Annotated in this window: 14 protein-coding genes; 5 read left to right on the top strand and 9 right to left on the bottom strand. The window is 45.7% G+C overall.

Annotated elements, in window-relative coordinates; all coding sequences use genetic code 11:
* The first annotated feature begins 665 nt into the window (after positions 1–665).
* The 4 genes from E5355_RS02565 (at position 666) to E5355_RS02580 (ending at position 9,641) form a co-directional block, all read left to right on the top strand.
* On the top strand, positions 666–3,944 hold the full coding sequence (locus E5355_RS02565; protein WP_288838404.1) for a SusC/RagA family TonB-linked outer membrane protein: 3,279 nt from the start codon (positions 666–668) through the stop codon (positions 3,942–3,944).
* Positions 3,945–3,966: 22 nt separating this feature from the next.
* Complete coding sequence (locus E5355_RS02570) at positions 3,967–5,562, top strand: RagB/SusD family nutrient uptake outer membrane protein (protein ID WP_136009056.1); 1,596 nt, start codon at positions 3,967–3,969, stop codon at positions 5,560–5,562.
* A gap of 214 nt (positions 5,563–5,776) precedes the next feature.
* Positions 5,777–7,810 carry a family 20 glycosylhydrolase gene (locus E5355_RS02575; protein ID WP_136009057.1) on the top strand — a complete coding sequence of 678 codons (2,034 nt, stop codon included), beginning with the start codon at positions 5,777–5,779 and terminating at the stop codon, positions 7,808–7,810.
* A gap of 88 nt (positions 7,811–7,898) precedes the next feature.
* Complete coding sequence (locus tag E5355_RS02580; protein WP_136009058.1) at positions 7,899–9,641, top strand: SGNH/GDSL hydrolase family protein; 1,743 nt, start codon at positions 7,899–7,901, stop codon at positions 9,639–9,641.
* Between the two features lie 107 nt (positions 9,642–9,748).
* Here the strand turns inward: E5355_RS02580 and E5355_RS02585 are convergent, their stop codons facing one another.
* From E5355_RS02585 to E5355_RS02600, 4 genes are read right to left on the bottom strand one after another with little or no spacing between them, the layout of a single operon-like run.
* Positions 9,749–10,195, bottom strand: a complete 447-nt coding sequence (locus E5355_RS02585; RefSeq protein ID WP_136009059.1) for a YhcH/YjgK/YiaL family protein — start codon at positions 10,193–10,195, stop codon at positions 9,749–9,751.
* Positions 10,196–10,208: 13 nt separating this feature from the next.
* A complete protein-coding gene (locus E5355_RS02590) occupies positions 10,209–11,444 on the bottom strand; it encodes an MFS transporter (protein WP_136009060.1) in 1,236 nt (411 codons plus the stop codon).
* A gap of 26 nt (positions 11,445–11,470) precedes the next feature.
* Positions 11,471–12,655 carry an AGE family epimerase/isomerase gene (locus tag E5355_RS02595; RefSeq protein WP_136009061.1) on the bottom strand — a complete coding sequence of 395 codons (1,185 nt, stop codon included), beginning with the start codon at positions 12,653–12,655 and terminating at the stop codon, positions 11,471–11,473.
* 5 nt (positions 12,656–12,660) lie between these two features.
* Positions 12,661–13,578, bottom strand: coding sequence for a dihydrodipicolinate synthase family protein (locus E5355_RS02600; RefSeq protein WP_136009062.1), 918 nt, complete (start codon positions 13,576–13,578; stop codon positions 12,661–12,663).
* 252 nt (positions 13,579–13,830) lie between these two features.
* Between E5355_RS02600 and E5355_RS02605 the strand changes: the two genes are divergently transcribed.
* A complete protein-coding gene (locus E5355_RS02605; protein WP_136009063.1) occupies positions 13,831–15,039 on the top strand; it encodes an ROK family transcriptional regulator in 1,209 nt (402 codons plus the stop codon).
* Here the strand turns inward: E5355_RS02605 and E5355_RS02610 are convergent.
* The 5 genes from E5355_RS02610 to fmt all read right to left on the bottom strand — a co-directional run bounded on the left by E5355_RS02610 (position 14,974) and on the right by fmt (position 21,239).
* Complete coding sequence (locus E5355_RS02610) at positions 14,974–16,062, bottom strand: sialate O-acetylesterase (protein WP_136009064.1); 1,089 nt, start codon at positions 16,060–16,062, stop codon at positions 14,974–14,976. The genes E5355_RS02605 and E5355_RS02610 overlap by 66 nt on opposite strands.
* Before the next feature lie 86 nt (positions 16,063–16,148).
* Positions 16,149–17,186: a DHH family phosphoesterase gene (locus E5355_RS02615; RefSeq protein ID WP_136009065.1), complete on the bottom strand. Its 1,038-nt coding sequence runs from the start codon at positions 17,184–17,186 to the stop codon at positions 16,149–16,151.
* Between the two features lie 70 nt (positions 17,187–17,256).
* Entirely contained in the window at positions 17,257–19,293 is a 2,037-nt protein-coding gene (locus E5355_RS02620; RefSeq protein WP_136009114.1) for a ComEC/Rec2 family competence protein, read from the bottom strand.
* A gap of 58 nt (positions 19,294–19,351) precedes the next feature.
* Positions 19,352–20,002, bottom strand: a complete 651-nt coding sequence (gene rpe / locus E5355_RS02625) for a ribulose-phosphate 3-epimerase (protein ID WP_136009066.1) — start codon at positions 20,000–20,002, stop codon at positions 19,352–19,354.
* 265 nt (positions 20,003–20,267) lie between these two features.
* Complete coding sequence (fmt, locus tag E5355_RS02635) at positions 20,268–21,239, bottom strand: methionyl-tRNA formyltransferase (RefSeq protein WP_136009068.1); 972 nt, start codon at positions 21,237–21,239, stop codon at positions 20,268–20,270.
* Positions 21,240–21,265 lie beyond the last annotated feature (26 nt).

A 21,265-nucleotide genomic window follows, 5' to 3' on the forward strand; every position in this document is an offset into this window, starting at 1 on the left:
CCCGTTTTACCTATTCATTATTAACTCAGTTATTAATATTAAACCTAAGTACTTCCAGAACTAAAATCAACTTTACCACCAAGCTTTTCTTAGAGACAGAGTGAGAGGTTGATAATCTGGCAAATTATCAGTGTACTATAGGGTTAGCAAATTGTAGCGTCAATGTATTTGCGAAATATTCATTCAATAATTTAATAGGGAGCCGTCATTTTGTTAAAAACAGTACTTACATCATTATATTTAGAATAGTTTGAGGATTGTTTTCTTTTTGATAATAAAGATAAGATTACCAAACTATTTACTTAAAAAAATATTAACCTCTATTGCAATAGTCTTTTTTGTATAACGAGCAAGTTATTTCCCTCTAAAAACAAAAAAGCATATGGTTAATAAAAAATATTTTTATTAACTAAGCAGTGTTATTAAAATTGTTATTATATTTGCGGCAAATATCAAATACTTCTTTAAATATATAGTTCTGGAAGTACTATGCTTACTTTAATGATATGAATATTTGATATAAGGTCATTTGCAAACTGGTTATTTATATATAAACCTTAAATTACATTATTATGTTTAGACAATTCAGAACAGTCAGCATGATGCTGCTTTTGTTGGGAGGCTCAACAGGAGCGGTTTATGCTGCAAACCCTGATGTAGCAGGGATGTATGACACACAACAGAGCAGTGTTTGCAAAGGTGTGGTAAATGATGCATTCGGTCCTGTTATCGGTGCCTCGGTAGTAGTAAAAGGAAGTACCAATGGTGTGATTACCGACATCGATGGTAATTTCTCTTTGTCCGGTGTGAAAGAAGGCGACATTATCCAAATTTCATTTGTGGGTTACAAAACGGTAGAACAAGCCTGGAACGGAAAACCATTGAACATCACGATGAAGGAAGACGCAGAAATGCTGGAAGAGGTTGTTGTTACTGCCTATGGTGGAAAAACGCTCCGTTCCAAGGTTACCAATTCAATTTCCAAAGTAGATAAAGAAGTGCTAGCAAGCGGTCTCCACTCCAACCCTGCCCAAGCATTATCCGGTGCAGTATCGGGCTTGCAGGTTCGTCAGACTTCCGGTGACCCGAGTGCTACACCTACCTTGATTCTGCGTGGTGGTACAAGTCTGGACGGTTCGGGCTCTCCTTTGGTCATCATTGACGGTGCACAACGTGAGTTGAGTGACATCAACCCTTCTGACATCGAGTCCATGGAAGTAATGAAAGACGCAGGTGCTACCGCCATCTATGGTGCCCGTGCCGCCAACGGTGTGATTCTTGTAACCACCAAACGCGGTAAGGACGGTGTGAGCAACATCGGTGTGAAAGCTAAATTCGGTTTGAATTACTTCAACAACAACTACAACTTTTTAGGTGCAGAAGAGTACATCTATTGGATGCGTAAGTCATATCAGAATGCCTCCCAGATATATAAGAAGTCAGACGGTTCGTGGGCTGGCTGGACCAATCTGAGCAGTTTGAGCGGTGCGCAGCCTTACGGTACGGGTAACATCTATTTCAATGCTGACGGCACTGTAGCCGATGGCAACAAAGTAAGCAATGCCAACTGGAGTGTCATGAAATACAGTGATGACCTAGCATTCTTGCTCAACAAGGGTTGGAAAACCATGATAGACCCTGTGTATGGCGACAAACTTATCTTCAAGGAATTCATGCTGGAAGACACAAATGTCAACTCTCCGGCATTCAGCCAAGATTACACGGTTGATTTCACAGGAGGTAACGAGAAAGGTACGTACTATGCCTCGATAGGTTTCAACAATTCGGAAGGCAATGCTACCAACAACTGGTACAAGCGTTTCACCTTCACCTTCAATGCGGACTACAAAATCAAATCTTGGCTGACCTCCAATTCTTCATTGAACTATTCGCACAACACGTGGGACGGTCTGGTAGGCAATGCCGATGCAGCCAGCTATTTCAGCCGGGTGTTCTCTTTGCCTCCCACCTTCCGTGGCAAGAATGAGGACGGCGAATGGTTGATTGGTGTGCGCGGAACGGGCGATGCCAACGTGCTGGCCTACAAGGATGCCCTGCACAGAGACAACAATACCGACAAATACACCATGACACAAGCCTTTACGGCACATTTGATGAAAGATTTGGACTTGAAGTTCAGCGGAAGTTGGTACTACGAGGACCGCAAGTACGAATACTTCAACTCCGACTATATGACCGGTGTAAACAATTGGAATAGAGACCACTATACGTATGACGATTACAACCGGAAGTTGAACCAAACTTACAACGTCATCGCCACCTACAACCGGAACTTCAGAAAGCACGATGTCAATGCGATGCTCGGTTTCGAGTATTTCATCGCGCAGGAAAAGGGATTCAATGCATACGGTTACGGAGCACCTACAGGCGATTTTCAGGATTTGAACCTGACAGATCCCGAAAGACGCTACATGGATTCATGGCACTACGAAAACCGCATCATGTCGTTCTTCGGCAAAGTGGACTATTCTTTCAATGAAAAATATCTTATATCTGCCGTACTCCGCCGCGACGGTTACTCCCGTCTGAACAAGGATGCCCGCTGGGGTGTCTTCCCAGGTATTTCCGCCGGTTGGATTATCGGTAAAGAAAACTTTATGGAGGGGTTGCGGGACATCATCTCCTTCGCTAAAATCCGTGCAAGCTACGGATCAAACGGTAACGTGGATACCAAATATATCGGTGATTATACCGTGCAGGGTTCTTATGGAAGTGTCGGCAAATACAACGGTGGAGGTACTAACAGCCTGACCGGGCTGCCGAACCCAAACCTAACCTGGGAAAAATCTTATACCTTCGAAGTAGGTGCAGACCTCAGTTTCCTGAACAACCGCTACAACGCAAATGTCACGTTCTACAACCGCCGCACGAAAGACAAGCTGGCTTACATCACGTTGCCTTCGCACTCGGGTATCAGTAGCTACCTGACCAACAATGGCGAAATCCAGAACATTGGTGTCGAAATCGAGCTCAATGCCAAAGTGTTCGAAACGAAAGATTGGAAATGGAACATTGGCGCCAACATCGCCTATAACAAAAACAAGGTCATCTCCTTGCCCAACAACGGTCTGGACAGAAACATGCAGAATGCCTTTGAAGTATACACGGGAAAGAAATCGGCAAACGGCTCATGGGAAAAAATATGGGTAGGTGGCTATCAGGAAGGACAGGAACCGGGTGCCATTTATGGTTTCAAGGCAGAAGGCATTTACCAAAGCTACGATGATATACCAGGTAACTTGAAAGACATCTCTACCGGTAACAACGGTTCAAGCAACAAGACTCTCTACGGTCCCGAAGCATGGGCAAAGCTGAGCGATGCCGAAAAAGCGAACGGCCTACCTATCCAACCGGGCGACGTGAAGTGGAAAGACGTAAACGGAGACGGTGTGATAGACAATTATGACAAGGTGAAACTGGGCAATACCGTTCCTCACTGGACCGGTGGTATTAACACCAACGTGTCTTGGAAAGGACTGACCTTTACCGCACGATTCGACTTCGCGTTGGGTCATAAGATATTCGACTCGAAGACCCCGTGGATTATGGGTAACATGCAAGGTACTTACAATACCATCGACCTGGTGAGCAACACATGGTCTGAAGACAACAAGGGTGCCAGATATCCTACGTATGTATTTGCCGATCAAAATGGAAAACGCAACTATGCCCGCGACAACAACAGCCTGTTCGTTGATAACGCAAGCTACCTGTCTATCCGGGAACTCAGCCTGAGCTACAGCCTGCCGAAATCCTGGATACAGAAAGTGAAAATGGAAAGAGTAGATTTGAACATCACTGCCCAGAACTTAGGCTACATCACCGGAGCCAAATATGTGGCATCTCCTGAATATGGTGCAAACGGCTGGGGAGGATACCCGTTGCCAACAAATCTCGTGTTTGGCGTAAATGTAACATTCTAAACTATTAAAAAACAACAGAATTATGAAGAAATTTATATACGGCATCGCCGGTGCATTATTATTCGGCATGTACAGTTGCGATACCTTAGACTTGAGTCCGGAAGACTATGCGGCTGCCGGCAATTATTGGAAAAATCCAGAACAAGTAAGCACCTACATGAACGGCCTGCATGCTTACCTTAGAGATGATTATTCTTCACCGTTGGTGTTGGGTGAATTGAGAGGCGGAACCATGCGTGAAGGAACTTCTTCCATCAATACATCTTTGAATTCATCTTCCATCATCCGCAACGACTTGCGTACCACCAGCACAGGTATAAGCAATTGGAACAATTATTATGAAAATATTCTGCAAGTGAACCACTTCATCGAGCAAGTGAGAGACGAGTGCGCGTTCCTGAGTGAATCGGCACGCAATACTTTCTTGGGACAAGCTTATGGTATGCGCGCCTACTATTACTTCATGCTGTACAGAACGTATGGTGCCGTGCCCTTGGAAAAAGATATCAAGATATTAGATGGAAAGATTGACGCTGTAAGTTTGTACATGAAACGCTCTTCGGCTGAAGATGTGCTTGCGTTTATCAAGAAAGACATCAACGATTCTGAAACTGCTTTCGGATCAACAACTTCTTTCGACAAATATTATTGGTCGAAGTACGCCACTTTGTTCCTGAAAGCGCAGATTTATCTGTGGTCGGCAAAGGTGACTACCAATGATGACGAAAAACCTCATACAGCTACCGGAACATCGGATTTGGAGATAGCCCAAAAAGCTTTGAACGAAATCATCGGCAGCAACAAGTTTTCCTTGATGAAGAACTATGCCGATATCTTCGATTATGGCAAAAAAGCCAATAACACAGAGTCTATTTTATCCATGTATTTCGACCGTGGTGAAACGACTCACTGGGGAAGCAGCTTTTTATATACTCCGTCTATCGTAGTGGGTTCTTACTATAATCCCGATGGTACCGTCATGCAGGACGTACTTCAGTTGAACACTGCCGGTATCGTAAGATATGAGTGGAAATCTGCTTTCATCAAGTCGTTCGACCAGACTGACAGCCGCCGTGCCGCTACTTTCCTGGAATACTATCAGGACAAGGAACTGACAAAACACGGTTCAAGCATGCTGAAATTGGTGGGTCACGTAGCCGATGGCATCCGCTATTTCGACAATGACATTGTTATGATGAGATATGCAGATGTACTGCTGATGATGGCCGAAGTGGAAAACGGTCTTGGCAAACCGTGTGCTTCTTACATCAACGAGGTGCGCAAACGCGCCTATGGTGAGAACTATACGGAGGACGTGACCTACACAGACGGCACCTATGCCGAAAATGAATTGGCTATTTTGAAAGAACGCGACAAGGAGTTTGCCGGTGAAGGTACACGTTGGTTCGACTTGGTACGTATGCACGATGCTGCCAAGAAGCCTTTGGCATTCTCAGTTGCCGTGGCTTATCTGGAGCCCGGAGAAGAGGCTGCTGCAGTGTTAAGTAACACGGAAGAATATAAGTTACTGTGGCCTATTAATATTGGTGTCATGACAGCCGATCCGGAAATCAAACAGACCTGGGGATATAATCAAGCAGAGAATATCGAAGATTGACGATACTAGCCTTATTTATATATATATCAATCACTTTATGCCCGGGACTAAACACCCGGGCTATTGTGTTTTATATGGAGACGTAGCTTTATATCCATAAATTTGAAAAATTGTACAGAATATTAAGAAAAAGTCCTATCTTTGTTGTATCAATTTACCTAAAGAGTATATTGAAGTTCACCCATTTATTATACAAAAAACATCTATTTATGCCATGAAAAATGTATTTCCTTTTCTACTCAGCCTATTATATTGCCTGATATTTTCTCTTGCTATGCAAGCAGACAGCAGCCACCTGCTGCCCTATCCTCAGAAATTTGTACCTTCCGGAAAAGAATTCAATGCAAACATAGTGAGAATTTCGAGCCCTGTACTTCAAAACGAATGGGAAGCCTTCGTCAAAGAACGTGGTGGCAAAGTCAAAGAGCAAGCAAACACGCTCATCGAAGTGAAACTAGTTGCAGCAATTGAAAGTGCCGCCTTGAATCAAGAAGAGGCATACCGACTGATAGTGGCTCCGAACAAAATTACCGTAGAGGCAGTGACAGAACGGGGGGTATATTGGGCCATGCAGACGCTTGCGCAACTGCAACATTCAAGGAAAAAAGGACTTAGTTTTGAAGGATGCACCATTACCGACTGGCCCTCTTTCCGCATCCGGGGCTTTTTACACGACGTAGGACGGCGATACATGTCCATGCAGGAATTGAAGAAGGAGATTGCCCTTCTGTCGAAGTTCAAAATCAACGTATTCCACTGGCACCTGACGGAAAACCAGTCCTGGCGTCTGCAAAGCAGAATATTTCCGATGCTGAATGACAGTGTAAACACCACCCGCATGCCGGGACAATATTATACCTTGGAAGAAGCACGGGAACTGGTAGATTTCTGTAAAGCACATCAAGTGTTACTGCTTCCCGAAATCGATATGCCGGGACATAGCGAAGCTTTTGTACGCACCTTCCGCCACGACATGCAAAGTCCCGAAGGCATGAAGATATTAAAACTACTATTAGATGAAGTTTGCGAAACATTTGATGTTCCTTATTTGCATATTGGCACGGATGAGGTTCGATTCACCAATCCTCACTTTGTACCCGAAATGGTATCTTATGTTCGCTCTAAAGGAAAAAAAGTAATTTCCTGGAATCCGGGATGGAAGTATCAGCCGGGCGACATAGACATGACCCATCTGTGGAGCTACCGGGGCAAGGCACAGAAAGGCATTCCTGCCATCGATTCCCGCTTCCATTACCTGAACCATTTCGATACTTTCGGAGATGTCGTAGCCCTCTACAACAGCCGCATCTACAACGAAGAGCAGGGAAGCCATGATGTGGCCGGTGCCATCCTCGCCATCTGGAACGACCGTTATGTGGCCGACGAGCAGAATGTGATACTGGAAAACAATTTCTACCCCAACATGCTAGCGATGGCCGAACGAGCGTGGCGCGGAGGAGGCACAGAATATTTCGACAAGCATGGTACCATCCTTCCTCAAGAAGACTCGGAAGAATTCAAGGCATTTGCCGATTTTGAACGCAGGATGTTGTGGCACAAGGAATACACCTTTCAAAGCGAACCCTTCGCCTACGTCAGACAGACGAACGTAAAATGGAACATTACCGACGCTTTTCCAAACGAAGGCGATTTGACTCGTTCCTTCCCACCCGAACAGGAAGAGTGGAAAGATGCCTATCAGTACGAAGGCAAGACGTATGGTGTACGTCCGGCCACCGGTGCAGGCATCTATCTGCGTCATGTGTGGGGAACATTGGTCCCAACCTATTATAAGAATCCGCAGGAGAACCATACTGCATACGCCTACACTTGGGTCTACTCTCCACGCGAACAGCAAGTAGGATTATGGGCCGAAACCCAGAACTACTCGCGTTCGGAACCGGACCTACCGCCTCCCGCAGGCAAATGGGACTACCGGGAAAGCCGTATCTGGATAAACGGTGAGGAGATTGCTCCTCCTGTCTGGACGGCTACCCACCGGAAAAAAAGTAATGAAACGGTGCTGGGCAATGAAAATTGCGTATCGCGTCCACCCATCCCCGTGCACTTGCAGAAAGGCTGGAACAAGGTACTGTTGAAACTACCTGTCGGAAAATTCACTACCCCCGAAGTGCGACTGGTGAAATGGATGTTTACAGCGGTATTCGTGACTCCCGACGGAGAGAAAGCCGTAGAAGAACTCATTTATTCGCCTGAAAAGAAATTAACGAATAAGAAACTGTTTTAATTTCCCTTCAGTTTTCTCTTTCTTCTGAGGAAACTTGAAAAAAGAAAATCAAAACAGTTTCTAAATAAAACACTCAATCGATATGACCATGAAAAAAAGATATGCCCTATTGTTGCTTCTCCTTATAGGCAGTTTGCATACACAGGCTCAAATTAAATGGAGCAATCCTCTAGATCAGCCCTTTCCGGTCATTCGTGGCAGAGCATGGCATAATGAGCAACAAGGAACTTACGCCCGTCTACCCCTGAAAGCGAAAAACTTGGTAAACAAAGCGGTCTGGAACTTGTCCCAACAGAGTGCCGGTCTATCCATAGCTTTTTACAGCAATTCACCGGAAATAAAAATAAAATACACGGTAACTGGAGGACGAAGTATGGCCCACATGCCTGCTACAGGCGTTTCGGGCGTTGACCTTTATGCCACAGACAGAAACGGTGGAAGCCGCTGGTGTGCCGCCAAATACTCTTTGGGCGACACCCTCGTTTATACCTATGACGGACTTACTTACGAAGACGCTTCGAACAAGGGCTACGAATATACATTATTTCTACCTCTTTACAATTCGGTTTCTTTTCTTGAAATCGGAGTAAAAGACAACGCTTCCATCAGTTTCATTCCCGTCTCTGAAGAGAAGCCTTTAGTAGTATACGGCACATCCATCGCCCAAGGCGCTTGTGCCTCGCGCCCAGGCATGGCTTGGATAAACATCATAAACAGAACCATGGAACATCCAGTTGTCAATTTAGGCTTTTCTGGAAGTGGCAAACTCGAGAAAGAACTCTTCGAGCTATTGGCAGAAACGGATGCAAAGCTCTACATCATAGACTGTATGCCTAACATGATTTCTCCCGCTGATACTGCTGTTATCGCAGAACGCATCCTGACAGGAATAAAAACACTCCGTACCCGTAACCAAGCCCCTGTTTTGTTAGTAGAACACAGCGGCTACATGAATGAATATACATCAGACCGCGCAGAAGCATCCTACAGAGCGTCAAATCGCCAACTACGGAAAGCATACAACACGCTGATGCAGCAAGAACCCGACATCTACTACCTGACAAAGGAAGAAATCGGCCTGTCAATGGATGCCATGGTCGAAGGGGTACATCCCAGTGACCTGGGTATGCAACAATACGCTGATAGCTATGTAAAGAAAATCCGTGAAATTTTGAAAGAAGAAACAGGAACAGAATCGACCTGCATTCCTTGTAAACAGCAAAGAGACCCTTATGACTGGCAGGCAAGGCACGAACAGATTTTGAAATTAAACCGTACTGATTCTCCAGAAGCAGTCATTATCGGCAATTCGATAGTCCATTATTGGGCAGGCGAACCGCTTGCCCACCAGCAACGGGGCAAACATGCTTGGAGTCGTCTGTTCAAAGGAACGAAGGTGCATAACCTGGGCTTCGGTTGGGACAAGATTGAGAACGTGCTTTGGCGTATCTATCATGGAGAGTTGGATGGCTACGAGGCAAAAAATATTTTCATGCTGATAGGAACCAATAACTTGCAGTTCAATACAGACCACGAAATCATAGAAGGAATTGTATTCACCGCAAAAGCCATACGTGAAAGACAACCCTCTGCCAAGCTGCATGTGATTGGAATCCTGCCAAGAAAAGGGCAAGAGCAACGAATTGCCCACATCAATACCGAATTGCAGCAAGAATTGGTAAAAAGTAATGCTATTTATATAGACCTTACCCCTTTCCTTACTAAGAGAGACGGACGAATAGATGAATCTTTGTTTGGCGACGGACTGCATCCGAATGAAAAAGGGTATAAAAAAATAGCCGAAGCTCTTTTGAAAGAACGGATGTTATAGAATTACCTGTAGTATGCCTGGTAATGGCACATCAAGCAAATATGCAACAAGGCAGGCTATCCCATTTTTTATGAAAACAGCCTGCCTTGTTATGAAACAAAAAAACATCAAAGCTTTACTTTAGCAATCAGCTTACGTATCTTTCCCTCACCGATAACCGGAGCATGGGGATCCTCAGGATAGACAATCGCAAACTGCCCAGGAAGCAAATCAACGAAAGTGGTTGGTACATCCGAATAGAGTGCACAATCTCCCTCTTCCTCGTAAGGTTTGATTTCGGTTTCCAAATCCTCGATAGCCTTCCAGCCTATTCTCTCCTTGCCCTCGAGCAAGATATGCACATCAATATAAGCACGATGCAACTCAAGCACCTGCTTCTCGGCTGCTACACCTTCCGGATTCACATTGTTAATGAACAAATCATCCCCTTTTATCTCGATGCGACCTAATTCGGCATGCAACAAGTCGTGCGACTTGACATAATCGAAAAGAGTCTTGAACAACGGGTGGAGGGACTCCACCCGTTGACTGTTTTGCAAATTAGATACAATCATACCAGTTATTCCATTATTCCAAATTATCAGTTCTCGGGCGTAAGAAATAGAGCTGAAGAGCCAATGCTACCAATACAACTCCACTCAACATAGCAAATCCCATACCCAAATTACCACCATCGGTCCAGCGTCCCAACAAGTGGGTAACGGCAGCACCGGCAAACACACCCGTCATATTCATGATACCGTATGCCGTTCCGCGGTGTTTAGCCGAAACAAACTGGCAAAGTATAGGCATATTGTTGGCATCAAAGATACCATAACCCACACCGAACAGCAATCCGGCTCCTACTACACTCACAAAGCTGTGCCCCATACCGAGCAGCAACAGTGAAGGAACAGTCATTCCCAAGCCAATAGCACCTGTATAGACACGTCCGCGGATATTCTTCTGTACCCAACGGTCGGACATCACACCACCAACCAATACTCCCACAAAGGAAGAAACGGCAATAGTAATCGTAGAAATAGGTCCTGCTTCAGCCATTGGTATATTCAGGCTCTCTGCAAACAAAGTAGGCAACCAATTCTTGGTAGCCCATCCCGGAAGACTGGGAGCTGCAAAATAAAACAATATGACCCAAAATGCCCAATTAGATAACACTACAGACAAACCGCCCAACAACGAAGTCTTCTTTCCGTTCACAGCAGGTTGCAGCTTGGCAATCTTTATACGTTCAGGATTCTCATGCAAGAACAGCAACAATACAAAGGAATAGATTATTCCGATAATACCGAACCAATGAAACGCTGTATGCCAAGAAAAAGCAGCCGCCACCGTGGCACCGAAACCACCAATGGCCTGTCCTACATAAAGACCGGTCATGTGAATACCGATAGCCAAAGAGCGGGACTTATCCTGATGCCAATCGGCAATCAACGACAGAGCAGAAGGGATATAGAGCGCTTCGCTGATACCCATAAAAGCACGAAGCCAATACAATTCCTGAAAAGAATCGGCATAACCCATCATGTAGGTAACCGCCGACCAGACAAACAGACTGCCGACTACCAACCATTTACGGCTCACGCGATCGGCCACCATCCCTGCCACCGGACTCATAAATCCGTAAATCCACAAGAACACTGCCATCAATGCACCGAAAGCTTCTGCCTTACCCAATTCCACAATATCTACTTTCATAGCCTCCTGCATGGTGGAAAGCATCTGCCGATCCATATAGTTAAGCAGAGCCACCACCCACAAAAGAGCTACCACTATCCAAGGATAGCTTTTTGAATTTTTCATTGTACTATATTTTAATTAAGGTCTTATCATTTTGAAAGTAATTCATTACACAACATACAACCCTTTATCATCATACGGGGGATATGGAAAGGGCCTTTGAATATATTTCCTTTAGCAGGCTGTGCCACAGTACCGTCACGATGAAGATAACCATACCATTCACCGTACTCCTTGTCGGGGAAGCAGGCATACGTCCAGTCACTGATTTGCTTGTGCATCTCCAGATACTTTTCGTCTGCAGTAGCCTGATAAGCATAAAGGGTGGCAATGATGGCTTCGGTCTGCGGCCACCAGAATTTCATGTCCTGCGAATAATCCTGGCAGGGCAGGTTTCGGCAATCGCGGAAGTTAATGATTCCGCCAAATTCCTTATCCCATCCCCACTCCCACGACCAGTCAAGTATAGTGACGGCAAGCTCCACTAACTTTTTGTCCCAGTTGCGGTATTTTGCTTCTTCCAGAAGGAACCAAGAAGTCTCGATACAATGTCCCGGATTGATGGCACGACCGTTGCATGTATCGATAAACTCTCCATTCGGCCCTACCATTTCGAGCAAAGCTTTGAATTCGGGGTGAATGAAATACTTGCTTAATAGCATTATAGAATCATCTATCTGGCTGCTCAACACCGGATCATCAATAGCAACACGAATGCGCGAAGCCGTATTGATGAGAATCATCGTAATGGAATGCCCCTGTGCCTCCAGCGCTTTCAGGTACTTCGGTTCCAAGATGCCCGGGGTGGCAACAAAATGCCGTATGCGCTTGAAAAGAGCAAGTGCTTTTTCTGCATAGCTGCAATCACCGGATGCTATGGCATATTCCGACATAGCTATGGCAGCAAAGCATTCGGAAAAGACATAACGTCGCTTGCGAAGCGGAGTGCCGTCTTCCTTCACTTCAAAATACATACGACCATCTTCGTCGAAACAATATTTTTCGATAAAGTCTATGCAACTTTTGGAAGCCGCCAGCCATTCGGCATTCTTCTCGACATTATTATATGCAAAAGCAGCAATAAAGCCGAAACGCCCCTGAAACCAAACGGACTTAGTAGTATCAATCAGCGAACCATCCCGATTGATACACGTATAAACTCCACCATGTTTGCTGTCTAACCCATGTTTCAACCAAAAAGGCATAATATTACCTATCAGATCTTGCCGATAGGAATCAGCCCACATCTGCAAATAGTGTGTTGTCGAGTCCATAATTATCAGAATTTATTACAATGTTCAAAAAAGTGAATTGCTTCCAACTCGGCTTTCATACGCAATTCCTCTTCGTCAGTCATATTTTGGAACGGAGTACGATTCTTGCCCAAATCCAAGCCTATCAGTTTCATGATGCGCTTGCCACCCACGATATTGCCGCGGAAATGGCATATCACGTTAATGACTTCCTGAGAGAAGTTCTGCAGTTGGCGTGCTTTTTCCAAATCACCCGCTTTCCACGCATCAATGATGCCAACCAGGTTTACTCCATTATAATTGGTAGTACCGCCAATACCGCCTTGTGCTCCCCCCATGGCAAGGCAAGGAAGAATCGTTTCGTCTTGTCCATGCAGCATATCATACTTACCGTTCTTGTACAGACGGCATTGATTATATTCATACATGCTCTCAAAGGTGTATTTTATTCCGGCAAAATTGGGAATACGACCATCTACAGCTTCCAGAAATGCTACCATCGAAAGGAAAGCACCGTTGAATGCCGGAATATGATAATAATAGAAAGGAAGATTGGGAGCACCGCAAGCTATCTCTTCGCAATATTTCACCAACTCTTCTACACGACCTACTTTGGGGAAAGGAGGTGCCATAGCTCCAATGCCCCATGCACCAATCTTCTGTGCATGCTCGGCAAGCTTACGGCTGGACTTCACACAACAGCTACCTACATGTACGATTACCTTAAAGCCTTCCGGAGCCACTTCTACCCATCGTTCAGCCAATTTCATACGCTCCTCATCAGTAAGCATATAGCCTTCGCCAGAGGAACCATTGATAAATACACCTTTCAGTCCATTCTTCACCAACATCCGAGCATACGCCTCAATCGGTTCATAGTTTACTTCACCATTTTCATAGAACGGAGTGAACGGCGCATTGATTAATCCAATAATCTTTTCCATTTTCTATATTTTATTTAAGATTAGTATTTGGATGCAAATATAAACCAAATTTACAAACCACATCGCATTTAATAAAATATTTAACTAATAAAAGCAACATTTTTATAATAGCTTCCACACATACGACTAATAATCATTTGATAATGTGTAATAGTGTATTATAACATAAATTCACAAGCCAAAAGAGAAGTATATCAAAGACATTCCTTATTTTTGTAACAAATTAATAGCCAATAACATCTCTAAATTGACATGAAACCAATTTTGTTAGAAGAAATAAAAGCAGGGACTAAAAATGCCTTAGTCAAAAAGAAGATTATCACTTATTACATATATAATGGCCCATCGACCATTACCAGCCTATCCAAAGAACTAAATTTAAGTGTCCCTACCGTCACGAAATTCATCAATGAGATGTGCGAAGAAGGCTACATACACGAATATGGCAAACAAGGCACCAATAGCGGACGTCGCCCCAGCTTGTACGGACTGGATGCCGAATCTGGCTATTTCATCGGGGTGGATATCAAGCAATTTACCATCAATATAGGGCTGATGAACTTCAAGGGAGATATGGTGGACTTAAAGATGAGCATCCCTTATCACTGTAAAAACACTCCGGACAGCCTGGACGGACTATGCCAGCTGATAACCAGATTCATCAAAAGAGTAAATATCAAAAAAGAGAGAATACTCAATGTCAATATCAACATTTCCGGAAGAGTGAACCCTGAATCGGGCTACAGCTACAGCTGGTTCAACTTTGAAGAACGTCCCCTTACGGAAGTCATGGCTGAAAAACTAGGTTGCACGGTTACTATTGACAATGACACAAGAGCTATGACCTACGGTGAATTCCTGCAAGGAAACGTTGAGGGAAAAAAGAACATACTTTTCATCAACATGAGTTGGGGACTGGGAGTGGGCATCATCATCAACGGTGAAATCTATGCCGGAAAATCCGGTTTTTCCGGTGAATTAGGACACATGCCTGCATACAACAACGAAATAATATGCCATTGCGGGAAAAAGGGTTGCCTTGAAACGGAAACTTCCGGCTCAGCACTGCACCGTATTCTTCTGGAGCGCATCGCCCATGGCGAACAGTCCATACTATCCCATAGAACGCAAGATACAGAAAAACCGCTGACACTGGACGAAATAATAGATGCCATCAACAAAGAAGACCTCTTATGTATTGAGATTATAGAGGAAATCGGCCAGAAATTGGGTAAACAAATAGCAGGGCTGATAAACCTGTTCAATCCGGAATTGGTCATCATCGGAGGGACGATTTCCCAAACGGAGGATTACATATTACAGCCCATAAAGAGCGCCATTCGCAAATATTCACTCAATTTGGTAAATCAGGATTCCACCATTGCCCTTTCCAAACTAAAAAGCAAAGCCGGGGTCATCGGTGCATGTATGCTGGCGCGCAGCAAAACGTTTGAATGCTGACGGGCAGAAAGTTGCCCAATCTCCACGGTGACCGGCCGAAATGACTTCGGTCGCAATCTTTCTGCCAATATTATTGATGCCGACATGCCCCCAGTGCAGATTGTCTTTGTCGAAAGAACTTTCTCGGGCATCTATGACAGACACATTCGGAATGAAGTTTTCATCCTTCGGGTTGACGACAGCATCTTGCGCATCGCGCACCCCTTGCCCATATTGTACCGAAGCTTTGGGATTGCTCACACTCTCACCCGGTTTCACGATGTGACCGATATAAACATGAGCGTCCGGAAATCCAAGCCGGGTGCGACATTTCTCGATGAGCGATTTCAGCAAAGGCAAGTAATGTTCTTTGGAATCTATCCCGTTACCTTCGCCTTGCATCCACCAGATTCCGGCCAAACGCGGTTTTTTGCCTCTGTCCAACAAATCATTAATGGCTGGTTTATAAAGATTTTCATAGAAATAGTCCCAGTTATGGCTGTCGGAAGAAGAAGCCCAAGTTTCAATCCGTGAACCGGAACATCCTAATTTAATAATGTATAGCTCCATGTCCGGAAAAGCTTGCTGAAAGTGCATGCCGAACTCACCCTCCATACCCCGGCGACCAGCCGCACCGGCACTCCACGTACCATAGCCATGAATCATGTTCATCATGGTTTTGCCATTCAGGTTATCGTTCTTATAATAAAGATCAAGCCAGCCGGGAGCCACGTCTTCGGTAGTCCCATCGAAAACCCAGCGGGCACCATCGGTTTGGTTCACGATATGGCAACTGCGATACCATATCTTCATCAGCCCGGGATTGGTGTCCGGATTGTCATACCAGGCAGCCAACCTCCGGTCTTCTCCGGCATCGGCAAAAGCCGAACCATCGGCATTCGACTGTCCTATGGTTATAAATACCGGGACTTCATTTTCCTGAAAAAGAACAGAGTTTACTGCGCAATCCGACTGTTGCGCCATACAGAAAGGAGAAAAACAGAGTGCAATGATACCAACTGCCATCTTCACAATATTCTTCATAATCAGATTCTTTATTTGTTTCAGTTTTTACGAACTAATGGCAAATATATGAAATATTTCAGTTTTTCCTTTCTTACCGGAACTTTTTACCCTTTCCCCAAAAGCAACGGTCTGTATTTCTCCAAAGCTTGTTCAAAAACCTTACGGGCTTCTTCCATCGTTCCATAAAATTCACCACCGGAAGCATTCAGATGGCCACCGCCGCCAAAGAATTCGGCAGCCAGCCGGTTGCAGGGAAAAGTGCCTACCGAACGCAAGGAAATCTTTATCATCGGCTTCTCCGTATCTTCACGCAGGAAGCAGGAGAAAATCACCCCTTTGATGCTTAAAGGAATGTTCACAAAGCCTTCACTATCTCCCCGTATATAGTCGAACCGGCTTTGTTCGGCTTTAGTCAAGGAGATTAAGGCTGCATGATAGTCCGGATAGACCTTCATTTGCGACAAGACATATCCCATCAGGCGCAGACGGCTTTCGGAATAAGTATTGAACACCTTGCGGTAAATCGCATCCTTGTCGATGCCTTTCGACAGCAATTCGCTGATGATGAAATAGATTTCACGGTTGTTGGAGTTGTAGGTAAACCCGCCGGTATCCGTCATCATACCCGTATAGATGCACTCTGCTCCTTCCCTTGAAATGTCACTGAAATAGCCCATACGGCAAATCAGACGGAAAACCAGTTCCGAAGTGGAAGATATCTCCGGGTGGGAAATGACAATCCTGCAGAAATCCTCCGGATGGAGATGATGGTCTATCAATATTTTTCTTGCCGGAGATGCAAGAACGGCGTCACCCATGGCATCTATACGGTGGATGGCATTAAAGTCCAGACAGCAAATCACGTCTGCTTCAGCAATCAGCTTGTTGGCAAAGTCCTTGTAGCGGTCGTACAAAAGGACGTCCTTGCTCCCGGGCATCCATTTCAAGAAGTCGGGGAAAGCGTTCGGCACAATGACATTCGCTGTCTTTCCTTGCGAACTGAAAAAATGCCACAGGCCCAGAGAAGAACCGATGGCATCCCCGTCGGGACTCACATGTGAAACGATTACTATCTTGTCCGCACGGTCAAACCATTTGGTAAAATGATCTATCTTGGATTGTTCTATTACTTTAGTCAACATATATCTTTATTTACTATTCGTTTTACATCTACAACAAATTGAAGGGGCAAAAGTACGAAAAGTTTATGATTTATAACAATATACAGTAAGAACCTTTTTGAGAAAGAAGGAGATAAGCGATACCCAGGCGGACGCAATCATTGGCAATCTTATTCTGATAATAGTCTGAAAGAGAAGCGTCAATCACCACCATTCCTATGGAAAAGAGCGAAGTAAGTTCCTCTACCCCGCCTTGATAGCCTTTGGAGACATACAGATAATCAACCGAAAGGAGACGGGAAGACTTCTTATTCCGCCAACGATCATCGGAAAGCAGGCAGATACGCTTACCGGCATAAGAGACAATCTGGTTGCGCATAGACAAGCCGGGAGTGGTATAATCTCCGGCAATCAGTCGGGGAGCCTCCAGATGCAGGCGGTTCCAATGCGGAGAAAGGGCACGGCAGAGGTGCGACATATCCGGCAAGCTGTCGGTACATGCCAACCAAGAACGACGGTTGTCCGACATGCAATGAACAACGGGACAGCCTCTCACGCTATAAAAAGCAATCCCCTGCCGGGGAGCATTGGACATCATGGAGAAAGAATTCCAGGAGGCCACTGCCAACAACGCCAGCAACGAAAAACAGACGTTACGCACCGTAAAACGTAGAAAGCCATAATATGCCGTCCCCAAGAACAGATAGACGAGCAGAACACCCCATATATCCAGCCAGATGCCATCGACAGCAGCGCCGGGAAGATGCTCTATACAGCGGAGCACTTCATTCTGGACATGTACCAATGCCTCTACTATCCTTGCAAACAGATGTTGCACCAAAGGCAGCGGCGTAAGCATCAACAGAAATACCGCCGAATACAGAACGAGCGACACCATGGGAATGACCCAAAGATTAGTCAGCAGGAAATGAGTGGAAAAACGGGAAAAATAGAAAATGACCAAAGGAGCCGTACCCAGCTGAGCCGCCACAGACACCGTCATAAGCCCCCACAAATACCGCAGGAAACGATTGTCAACCTTCCAAAGGGCATATAACTTAGGTTGTACAAGTACAATAGCCACAACCGCTGAGAATGACAGCTGAAAACCGACATCAAACAACCAGACCGGCTTACACAGCAGCATCAGAAAAGCAGTTGCCGCCACCGTGTTCAGCGTCAGCGGCTTTTCCGGCTGCAAACCGGCAAACGCCAACAAAGAGAACATGACGACCGACCGCACCACCGAAGAGGACAGTCCCGTGAAAAAAGCAAAACTCGCCAGGAAAAGGACAAGACACAAAAGCAACAAAGGTTTCAACCATCGCCATCGCCTCCACAAGGGACGAAGCACAAACAAGAGCAAAGCATACAGAAACCCTACATGCAATCCCGAAAGTGCCAGTACATGGCTGGCTCCCGAGACGGAGTAGGTCTCTACAATATCATCGCTCAGTTCTTCTTTATCACCTACCGTCAACGCAGAAATCACCGCCAACTCATCTGCTTCAAAACCCAAGCTCCGGTATAAGCCAACCACTTTCTCCCTATAATCCAGTGCCACCTGGCTGACAGTGCGGGAAGCATCATGCCCCGTCTTCCGCCAATGTCCGCCAGCCACGTAGGTCGTGCCGCTATAACCTTTCCGCCTCAGGTGGCGGGCATAGTCAAACTCGTCGGGATTACCATTGTTCGCCGGAGGAGCAAGCCGGGCGGATATCAGCAACTCATCACCACGGCGCAAAGTGGCCGTAGCAGAATCTTTAGGCAGATAAGCCAGAAAAAGATGATTCCGGAGACAATCCGTGGCAGTATCCTGCTCTACCTCTCCCAACAGGGCAACCCTGCACAATATGCTGCGTTCCCTCTCTTCCGGATGCTCGCGGATAGAAACCCTATAAACAGCAGTTTTGCCCGAAAAGGGAAATACCGTCTTTCCCTGCTGCCAACTCATCAAGCAGAACCCCGTACTACCCAAGAAAAGGTATACCGCCGCTCCATACACCCATCCGGCATGTTTGTATCTACCTATAATAAAAAGAAAAAGCAGAAAACCTGCCACATACTCCCATACAGAAAACACGTGAGGAAATGTATCTCCACATAAAATTCCAACTACCAACGGCATCAACAGTCGAAGGAAAGGATACCGTTGCCAGCTGTCAATTATCAATCCAGAAGACGGATTACAGGTTCCTTAATGCACGGATAGCCTCTTTCGGGTCGGGAGCCGAGAAAACGGCATTGCCTGCCACCAGTACATCTGCTCCAGCCTCTACCAGACGCGCACCGGTTTCCAAGTTTACGCCACCGTCCACTTCTATCAAGGCCTGCGAACCGGTAACCGTGATCAATTCGCGCAACTCGCGTACTTTGTCAAGAGAATGCTCTATGAACTTTTGTCCGCCAAATCCCGGATTCACACTCATTATCAGCACCATATACACGTCATTGATAATATCCTTCAGCAAGGACACGGGAGTTGCCGGATTAATCGTTACCGCCGGCTGCATCCCCGCTTCACGGATTTGCTGCACCACACGGTGCAGATGCGGACAAGCCTCGTAGTGCACATTCATGACGTGTGCTCCCAGAGCCTTTACCTCCGGAATAAACTTCTCCGGCTGTACAATCATCAGATGTACGTCCAAGGGTTTCTGCGACAGTTTCGCCGCATACTTCAGTACCGGGAATCCGAAAGAAATATTAGGGACAAACACACCGTCCATGATGTCGATATGTACCCATTCCGCCTCACTTTGGTTAATCATTTCAATGTCTCGTGCCAGATAACCGAAATCGGCAGAGAGAATGGAAGGGGATATGATTGGTTTCATAATGTTATATTCTAAAGTTTACGAACTTTGTCATGTACAAATATACGGAAAAGATTTAAATCGGCCTAACATTGAAAGCCAAAACTCTCGCTGCAAACTCACTGCATACCTTTTGCAGCGTCACTGCAAACGTGTTGCAGTAGTACTGCAAAGCAGTTGCAGTCACACTGCATACCAGTTGCAGCAACACTGCAAAGCTGTTTGCAGTGACACTGCAAAATAAGTGCAGTAGTTTTGCAGTAAAAAGCTATTGAATTACAATCAGTTACTTCATCACACATTCTTCTGTCAACCGGAAGCCGCGCAGCAGTTCATCCGTTTTCAGTCTCTTCTTGCCCGGAAGCTGAAGGGAACGGATGCCGACAAAGCCATCTTCGGCAGCCACGCGGATATAGGTCTTCCCGTCTGTCCGCAAGGTTCCGGGAACCAGTTGATGGGATTCCCCGATCTTTTCCGTCTCGAAGATTTTTACCACAACAGATTCTCCACCGGGTTGGAGCAGCTCCGTCCAAGCAGCAGGATAGGGAGAAAGACCGCGTACAAAATCATAAATACGCTTCACAGGGAGGTTCCAGTCAATACGACAAGTGTCTTTGAATATTTTCGGTGCCGGACGCAGTTCACCCACTACGGCCATTTCTTCTTGAGGAATACTTTTCACCGTACCGGCAAGAATGGCATCAACGGTCTCTACCACCAGGCGACCGCCCAACAGCATCAGTTTATCGTGGATGATACCCACATCGTCCGTATCGGCAATGGGCACCCGCACCTGCTGAATAACCTCACCGGTGTCAATCTCATGTTTCAGGAAGAAAGTGGTGATGCCCGTTTCCGTATCACCATTGATTACCGCCCAGTTGATGGGAGCAGCGCCACGATACTGCGGCAGCAGGGAAGCATGCAGGTTGAAGGTGCCCAATCGCGGCATGTTCCATACCACCTCAGGCAACATGCGGAAGGCAACGACTATCTGCAAATCGGCCTTCCATGCACGCAACGCCTCCACAAAAGCCTCATCCTTCAGCTTCTCCGGCTGAAGAAGCGGAAGATTGTTCTCCAGCGCATACTGCTTCACCGGAGAGAACTGGAGCTTATGCCCCCGTCCGGCAGGCTTGTCGGGCATCGTAATGACACCCACCACATTGTAACCTCCTTCTACCAGACAACGAAGAGCCTCCACCGCAAAATCGGGAGTACCCATATATACAATCCTCAAATCTTTCTTTTCCACCATTTCATTTACAATTTACCATTTACAAT

This window comes from Bacteroides muris (ex Afrizal et al. 2022), assembly GCF_004793475.1.
Taxonomy (GTDB): Bacteria; Bacteroidota; Bacteroidia; order Bacteroidales; family Bacteroidaceae; genus Bacteroides; species Bacteroides muris.

Coding starts and splice junctions, on each gene's coding strand:
- E5355_RS02575 (WP_136009057.1), top strand. CDS start 5,777: ATGAAAAATGTATTTCCTTTTCTACTCAGCCTATTATATTGCCTGATA.
- E5355_RS02620 (WP_136009114.1), bottom strand. CDS start 19,293: ATGCCGTTGGTAGTTGGAATTTTATGTGGAGATACATTTCCTCACGTG.
- rpe (WP_136009066.1), bottom strand. CDS start 20,002: ATGAAACCAATCATATCCCCTTCCATTCTCTCTGCCGATTTCGGTTAT.
- E5355_RS02605 (WP_136009063.1), top strand. CDS start 13,831: ATGAAACCAATTTTGTTAGAAGAAATAAAAGCAGGGACTAAAAATGCC.
- E5355_RS02600 (WP_136009062.1), bottom strand. CDS start 13,578: ATGGAAAAGATTATTGGATTAATCAATGCGCCGTTCACTCCGTTCTAT.
- E5355_RS02595 (WP_136009061.1), bottom strand. CDS start 12,655: ATGGACTCGACAACACACTATTTGCAGATGTGGGCTGATTCCTATCGG.
- fmt (WP_136009068.1), bottom strand. CDS start 21,239: ATGGTGGAAAAGAAAGATTTGAGGATTGTATATATGGGTACTCCCGAT.
- E5355_RS02610 (WP_136009064.1), bottom strand. CDS start 16,062: ATGAAGAATATTGTGAAGATGGCAGTTGGTATCATTGCACTCTGTTTT.
- E5355_RS02570 (WP_136009056.1), top strand. CDS start 3,967: ATGAAGAAATTTATATACGGCATCGCCGGTGCATTATTATTCGGCATG.
- E5355_RS02565 (WP_288838404.1), top strand. CDS start 666: ATGTATGACACACAACAGAGCAGTGTTTGCAAAGGTGTGGTAAATGAT.
- E5355_RS02615 (WP_136009065.1), bottom strand. CDS start 17,186: ATGTTGACTAAAGTAATAGAACAATCCAAGATAGATCATTTTACCAAA.
- E5355_RS02580 (WP_136009058.1), top strand. CDS start 7,899: ATGAAAAAAAGATATGCCCTATTGTTGCTTCTCCTTATAGGCAGTTTG.
- E5355_RS02585 (WP_136009059.1), bottom strand. CDS start 10,195: ATGATTGTATCTAATTTGCAAAACAGTCAACGGGTGGAGTCCCTCCAC.
- E5355_RS02590 (WP_136009060.1), bottom strand. CDS start 11,444: ATGAAAAATTCAAAAAGCTATCCTTGGATAGTGGTAGCTCTTTTGTGG.